Consider the following 7,589-nt stretch of genomic DNA (forward strand, 5'->3'; position numbering starts at 1 on the left):
CAAGTGCTGGTTTAAAAATTTTAATATTTGCTAAACAAAAAATGGGTACTCAGGTTGATATTTATCTAATATCTCCTCAAGAGATGGTGCTAGATACTATTAAAAAAACTGGCTTTCATCACAGTGTAATTATTATGGATAATGATGACTTTTAAACTTCCAAAATACATAGTGAAAGATATGATGTCATTTTTAATGATCGAAGACAAATTTTTATTTTCAAAATCCCAACATGGAATCTCTAAAAGTTGCCGGGGAATTAGAATCTTTAGATGATATAACAAAGTACGTATCATTGGCTGCCAAACAAGCATATTTACCTAAAAAAATAGCATACAAGCTGCGTTTAGCAGTAGATGAGATAGCTACAAATATTATCATTCATGGTTATCAAGAAGCTGGAATTAAAGGAGATATAGTATGTCATGCTCAACTGAATGAGAAAAGTTTAATCATCCACCTGGAAGATACAGGTATTGAATATGATTCCACAAAAAAAGAACAGCCAGATGATTTATTCAAACCACTGGAAACAAGAGAGATTGGTGGGTTAGGAATTTATTTAGCAGCTAGTGGAGTGGATAAATTTATGTACAAACGTATTGAGAACTGCAATCGCCATACTTTTGTTATTTACAGAGATTCTGCAAATAATTAATAATTGTAGGAGAAGAAGTAAATGTCACTCAAATGGCTTAAATTACGCCAGTCTCGCTTATCTTGGCATATAGTTTTTGTCGCTTTTGCCAGTATATTACTAATTGAAGCCATGATTCTGATTCCTTCAATTATCAGAAGAGAGAAAGAATTATTGAATCAGCTGGAAGAAGTATCAGCAGGAAAAGTATCTGTACTCACACAAATAACTATACCAGGTGTAGTAGAAGAAACAGATGAGCAAATATTAGAACAAGTAAGTAATTTACCACAATTAAAGCCAATACCTTTAATGGGGAAGCTAAGACATATAATTGTTGGAGGTGCTCTTTATACTTCTGAAGGTAAATTGATTGGTAGCTTTGGAGAGAAACCCCAGCTATCTGTTTGGGAATTACAAAGAAATCCCCGCAAAACTTTTCGCAGTCAGGATGGCTTAAGATATGATGCAGGTTGGAATCCCCAAAAAATGGGAAGAAGTAATTTTTTAATTATCCGTCATGATGTTTCATCTGTACAACCAGAATTAAATGCTTTTACGATCAGAATTATTGGTTTAGTATTGATAATCTCAGTCTTTGTCACATTTGGTGTATGGATAGGATTAGAACCTATTGTTATTCGCCCAATTTTATGTTTAAGAAATGATTTAATTAAAGCAGGAGAAGCAATTAGTAAAGATGAACAAACTCCTGATTTCTCCTTAGCTTTTATTCAACGTAAAGATGAACTAGGAGATGTGATTGCGGCATTTAAAAAGATGTTCAATCAAATTTCCGAAGCAATTTACAAGCGTAAACAAGCTGAATTAGCATTACAAGTTAGTCTAAATAAAGTTGAAGCTTATTCTGAGGCTCTTAACCATGAGTTGGAAACAGGTCGAGAAATACAAAAGAATTTTTTACCGACTCAATTAGTAGAAAAGGAAGGCTGGGAAATTGCGACTTTTTTTGAACCAGCACGTCAAGTCGCAGGTGATTTTTACGATACATTTGAACTTGCAAATGGTAGTATTGGTTTGGTAATTGCTGATGTCTGTGACAAAGGAGTAGGAGCAGCTTTATTTATGGCTTTATTCCGCAGTATGCTACGGGTATTTGCTTATCAAAGTAAACTGCGAGGACCAGCTAATGCAATTTTAGAAGCAAATCAGCCAATTCCTAATGGTTGGTTGGGTAAATCAAGATCAACTAATTTAGCTCATCTCAATGCTCTGCAAGCTGTTTCTCTAACCAATGACTATGTTGCTAAAAATCACAGTGAGCTTGGTATGTTTGCTACACTATTTTTTGGCATTTTAGAACCCACAACAGGACTTTTAACATATATTAATGGCGGACATGAGTCACTCTATATTCTTTATAAACAAGGTGGGATAAAAGAACGACTCCAAGCAACGGGGCCAGCTGTAGGTATGCTTCCAGAAATGCAATGGAGTATTGCTCAAACTTACTTGCAACCAGGAGAATTGCTCTTTGGTTACACAGACGGAGTTACAGAAGCACGTTCTATCGAAGGTGAATTTTTTTCAGAGGAAAGATTAGCATCTTTGTTAAATAGACCTGTAGCTTCTGCTAAGATTCTATTACAACAAATAAAAGAGTCACTAACAGTTTATATGCAAAATACCGAACAGTTTGATGACATTACAATGATAGCTCTACGACATATCAATCCTGATCAGAAAGATTTTTAGTATGTCCTAGTGAATTTGCATTAACCTCTATATACTTCTGCATTTCCTAACAGAAAAACCATGACAGACGAAAGAAAACTACAAATAAGTTTAGCCATCATCCGCATTTCTACAGCAATATTTTTCCTAGTTTGGTCATTACGGAAGCTGATACAACCAGAATCAACGCAAAAGATATTTTCTAGCTTTTACTTTATGCAAATCTCGCCAGAAATTTCTTATGTTGTTGGTGCGATTCAAACTCTAATTATTCTCATGTTCATGGTGGGTTTATTCAAAACCTGGACTTATGGTGGGTTACTGGGAATGCATCTGATTTCAGTATTATCCACATATCAACAACTATTAAATCCCTACGAAAGTCCAAACACTTTATTTTGGGCTGCTATTCCTACATTGGGTGGATTGATTGCTTTATTTTTGTTACGGGAGCAAGACCAATGGTTAACCATGAAACTGGGTAGAGCAAGTAAAACACACTCTCAGTAGATCACAAACTTTCGGAAACAGATGTAATAATTTGGAAGCGATCGCCTCTGAATCAACACTTCGCATAACGCTTATGTAGCAAGGGTTTAATTCAGAAACACCCCAATCTTGTCAAGATATAATCCTTGCACAACAAATTAGTAGGAAACATCAGTCAATTAAGGTAAAATTATACTTGTCCTCCCATATTCTTTTGGGATTGAGGCTGAGTTAGTTGTAGATATAGGTATTAATTTTATCAGATCCTATATACAAAGATGTATCCACAAGCAAGCAGCTCCAATATTATGACTCCCAGGTTTGAAGGATTTTTTCTCCAAATGGTCACACCTGGTTTAGAGGATAAATGCCAAGAAATTGTTGCCAAAGTTCTTGGTGCAGATTGGCAAGTTAAACCAATTGACAAGCATTTGACTGAATTTGAAATCACTCTTGAGGATGATGCATTATCCATACAACAAGCTTGGGACAAGAGTTATGAATTGCAATCGCAACCCGATATTATCGATGTAGAACCCTTATTTGCTGTTCCCATTGCTGAAATTAGTCATGGAGATGAATTAAAACCACAGCTAGCAGCCTTTGATACATCAATTGACGAGGAAAGTAGTGATGTCCATTGGGGTCTGAAACAAATGGGGGTTTTGCAGGTATGGGAGAAATATTTCCCCGACCCCAATAAATTACCAGGACATGGGATAGTGATTGCTCATCCTGATACTGGTTATACCCACCACCCAGAAATTATTGATAACTTACTGCTAGAGAAAGGTTACAATTTTATCAGACCAGAACGAGAGCCCCTAGACTTACTGCAAGAATCTGGTGGTGAACTGATTAACAATCCAGGACATGGAACCTCAACTGCTAGCTTGATGATTAGTCCTCCCCAAGCACAGGGTAGTTATACCAATGGTAAATATGTGACTGGTGTGGCTCCTGGGGCAAAGTTAGTTCCTCTACGAGTATCTTACTCTGTGGTACTTTTAAGTATCCGGACTCTGGCGGAAGCTATTGAATATGCTGCCGATAATGGCTGTCATATTATTAACATTAGTTTGGGAACCGCTTTCCATAATGCACGTTTGCGAAGGGCGATCGCTTATGCCCAAGAACGTGGTTTAATTATTGTGGCTGCATCCGGTACTATGGTTCCCTATGTAGTGTATCCGGCAGCATACGATGAAGTGATTGCTGTTTGTGGCAGTAATATTCGGCGGGAAATTTGGCAGGGTGCATCACGGGGGAAAAGGGTTGATGTGACTGCACCAGCTCAGGCTTTGTGGCACGCCAAAACCCGGAATAAAGATGGGGCTTTTACATTCAATATTGAGCAAGATTCCGGTACTTCTTTCTCCGCACCATTAGTTTCAGGGGTAGCGGCATTATGGTTATCTTATCACGGAAGGGACAAACTGATTGAACGTTACGGCGCAGAAAATATCCCGATTATATTTAATCAGATGTTGCGGGATTGCTGCGATCGCTTTCCCACATGGAAACCCAATAAATTTGGAGCAGGTATTGTCAATGCAGAAAAGTTAATGGCTGCACCCCTACCAGATAATATGAATCAATCAGTAATTGCTCCTGGTTTGGCATTACAACAACATACCCCTGTAGAAGCTGGGGACTGGGATATTTTCCTGCATTTATTCGAGTCTCAATTAAATGATGAGCAGGAAGAAATTGTACTGAATCAAGTCTTATTGAGCCAACATCTGGCAGAATTATTACAAGTAACAGAGGCTGAACTACCACAGCGATTGCAAGAAATTGGCAAAGAACTAGCTTTTCATTTTGCTGTTAACCCGGAGTTATACGAGCAATTTGCTGCATCTTTACATCCTCATCAACCATCTTTAATGAGTCAGTTTACAACCAAAGCAATCCAGGCATCTAATAACCAAAATTCCACTAGGGAGGCGTTTTTGACACAAGGAGTTTCCCAAAGATTGAATCAAACACTTTTAAGGTGAATTTAATTCCACTTATTACTATATTACTGGCGCGTAGCGCTATAATTACTGCTTTAAATTCTCAATAGTTTCTGCTGTTTGGTTAAAAAGAATCTTGCGGCTTTCTTCTGTAACTGTTGGTTGTGTTTGATACTCATAAGCCCGAGAGTAAGCACTAATAACCGCTTTTCGGGACTGAATTTTTTCAAACCACCGTTGCAAATTGGGAAAATCTTCCAGCTTCTGTTGCTGTTTTTGATATGGAACAACCCAAGGGTAACAAGCCATATCAGCAATCGAATAATCGCCAGCGAGATAATCCCGTCCTTCAAGCTGGCGGTTCATTACGCCATAGAGTCGATTTGTCTCTGTGACATAACGATTTATTGCATAATCAATCTTTTCTGGAGCATACTGAGCAAAATGATGATTCTGTCCAGCCATGGGACCTAAACCTCCTACTTGCCAAAACAACCACTCAGTTACTAATTTGCGTTGACGTAGATTATGGGGGAGGAATTTTCCAGTTTTTTCAGCTAGATACAGCAAAATTGCTCCCGACTCAAAAATTGAGATTGGCTGTCCTCCATCTGCGGGAGTGGTATCAATTATTGCTGGCATCCGATTATTGGGTGATATTTGCAGAAACTCCGGTTTAAACTGGTCGCCAGCACCAATATTAACTGGTCTAATCAGGTATTCAAGACCTGCTTCTTCCAGAAAAATTGTAATTTTGTGACCGTTTGGTGTCGGCCAGTAATATAAGTCAATCATAACCTTGATTTTTTGTCTCTACAGGGAAATAGCTCTAATACTCGCAGAAATTATCCACTCGAATGTCCCTCCAAATTTCAGAAATCTGCCACCCAGAATTACCAACAGACTTGACTATAGGATTATCGTATGACGGGATATATTTGGATGTACTAATCTGTGGATTTATTTCTTGCTGTGTCTCAACAACTGTCTCTGGAATAAGTAGGTTGGCGTAAAAAATTATCGTTTGGATAAGGCAGGGGGCAGGGAGCAGGGAGCAGGGGGAACAAGGGTTTTAGGCTTATTTACTATTCTTCACATAGTTTGGTTTTATTGTGCCGACTTACTTATCTTTTGTATCAGCTTGAATATTTTCTATTTCTTCTATTTTTTTGATTTCGGAGAGCAAAGCTTGTTCTGACTTTTTGATTAATCTCATGTTGAATTTAATGGGACTCTATAAATTAGAGAGATCCTAACATGGATAATCGAAATGATAAATCACATTTTTTAATGTTATTCATCACATTAAAATTCTTATATATGTAGATATTTCTTTGATAAGAAAATCCGAATTATCTCTATGCACAAAAATGTTATTTTTGCTCCTTCTCTGTCAAAGTATAGATTTTTACTTTCTAATTAACGTATATAACAGACTTTCCCGCAGTGGTTCGAGTGCGATCGCATGATCTTGTACACTTTACAGCACTACGTAATTAGGTTAGCCCTTTCAAGGTAGCTACGCCAACGGACATGCTACGGGAATACTCAGGGCTAAGATTTCAGAGCTAACATTGTTGAAGCATCAAACCGATGAACAGCAAACTGATGACTGATTACTTATTACTTGCATCGCCAACTGCTCAAAATCCTCTAAATTACTCATAAATTCAAAATCTTTGAGAATGGCTGAATCAAAGCTTATACCCAATCTGACGGAGAAAATCTTTGCGTTCTATCATATCTTCAGAAGATTCCACACCTTTAGGAGAAAAGCCATCAATAATGCCAATAATTCCTCTTCCTTGCTCAGTTTCTGCCACAATTACTTCTACAGGATTGGCAGTAGCACAGTAAATAGTACAAACCTCAGGGACTTGCTTCAGATGATTAAGAAAGTTCATGGGATAAGCATTTTTAAGTAATATGATAAAGCAATGTCCAGAACCTATTGCTAAAGCATTTTTTTGAGCAAATGCTTGTAAAGATTTATCATTACCCGATAATCTCACAAAACAATGTCCTGATGCTTCACAAAAAGCTAATCCAAACTTAACTTGTTGTGAATTTGCCATCATTACTTCATGCAAGTCTTCAACAGTTTTGATGAAATGGCTCTGACCAATAATGATATTACAATCTTCAGGAATTTCTACTGTAACTGCTTTTATTTTCATGATTGATCTCAATTCTCTTGATCTTGATTTTTAACTGATTCTGAATTAACCTCTGACTTCATCACCCGCCAACCCGTATGAGAACCCATCTTACCTACTTTTACAAATACCCAACAGCCGCGTTGATAGGAATTGTGACCTGCTTCACATCTAGGTTTTACCCCAATTAATTCCTCGACTTCTTCAGTAGTTAGTACCCAAGATTTAGCTTGAGCATTTTCCAATACATCCATATACCAAAGTGGATTTGATGTTTGCAGTCGTGAGCGGAGAATGTCCTCAATTTTTCTCAAAGACTGGAATATTTCTGCGAGATTTTGATCAATATATCGCGTTCTGGAATCATCTAAAGGAACTGTAGGAGGCTGATTAATAGTATTTTTTATGACAGTATCTTCGGGAACATAACTTTCTACTTTTTGGGGAACATTTTCCTGAATCTCATGAAGTTTGTCCAAATTTAAAAAGTGACGGGCATCCTTTTGTAAATTTGCTTTAAAATTCTTAACTGGTACTAAATCGCGACCAATCTCCGTAGCTAGATTATTTAAAAATCGGGCAGTTTCTACTTCATGGTGTGTAGACATTTGAGCAGCTACTTGTCTCATCATTCTGACTAAATTAGAGTCAATT

7 protein-coding genes are annotated in these 7,589 nt (G+C 37.4%); 4 read left to right on the forward strand and 3 right to left on the reverse strand.

The window, feature by feature from the left end; genetic code table 11:
• Window positions 1–232 precede the first annotated feature (232 nt).
• The 4 genes from CALSC_RS25535 to CALSC_RS25550 all read left to right on the forward strand — a co-directional run bounded on the left by CALSC_RS25535 (window position 233) and on the right by CALSC_RS25550 (window position 4,821).
• On the forward strand, window positions 233–658 hold the full coding sequence (locus CALSC_RS25535; RefSeq protein ID WP_088243974.1) for an ATP-binding protein: 426 nt from the start codon (window positions 233–235) through the stop codon (window positions 656–658).
• A gap of 21 nt (window positions 659–679) precedes the next feature.
• Window positions 680–2,353, forward strand: a complete 1,674-nt coding sequence (locus tag CALSC_RS25540; RefSeq protein ID WP_088243975.1) for a PP2C family protein-serine/threonine phosphatase — start codon at window positions 680–682, stop codon at window positions 2,351–2,353.
• A gap of 60 nt (window positions 2,354–2,413) precedes the next feature.
• Window positions 2,414–2,842 carry a DoxX protein gene (locus tag CALSC_RS25545; RefSeq protein WP_088243976.1) on the forward strand — a complete coding sequence of 143 codons (429 nt, stop codon included), beginning with the start codon at window positions 2,414–2,416 and terminating at the stop codon, window positions 2,840–2,842.
• 287 nt (window positions 2,843–3,129) lie between these two features.
• Complete coding sequence (locus tag CALSC_RS25550) at window positions 3,130–4,821, forward strand: S8 family peptidase (protein ID WP_235006962.1); 1,692 nt, start codon at window positions 3,130–3,132, stop codon at window positions 4,819–4,821.
• 45 nt (window positions 4,822–4,866) lie between these two features.
• Here the strand turns inward: CALSC_RS25550 and CALSC_RS25555 are convergent, their stop codons facing one another.
• The 3 genes from CALSC_RS25555 to CALSC_RS25570 all read right to left on the reverse strand — a co-directional run.
• Window positions 4,867–5,574 (reverse strand): glutathione S-transferase N-terminal domain-containing protein, encoded by a 708-nt coding sequence (locus CALSC_RS25555; RefSeq protein ID WP_088243978.1) that lies wholly within the window; start codon window positions 5,572–5,574, stop codon window positions 4,867–4,869.
• Between the two features lie 899 nt (window positions 5,575–6,473).
• Window positions 6,474–6,956, reverse strand: a complete 483-nt coding sequence (locus CALSC_RS25565) for an adenosine-specific kinase (protein WP_088243979.1) — start codon at window positions 6,954–6,956, stop codon at window positions 6,474–6,476.
• Between the two features lie 8 nt (window positions 6,957–6,964).
• Window positions 6,965–7,589: hypothetical protein (locus tag CALSC_RS25570; protein ID WP_235006964.1), on the reverse strand; the 625-nt coding region annotated here is incomplete at its 5' end.

This window comes from Calothrix rhizosoleniae SC01, from assembly GCF_900185595.1.
GTDB classification, from domain to species: Bacteria; Cyanobacteriota; Cyanobacteriia; order Cyanobacteriales; family Nostocaceae; genus Calothrix_A; species Calothrix_A rhizosoleniae.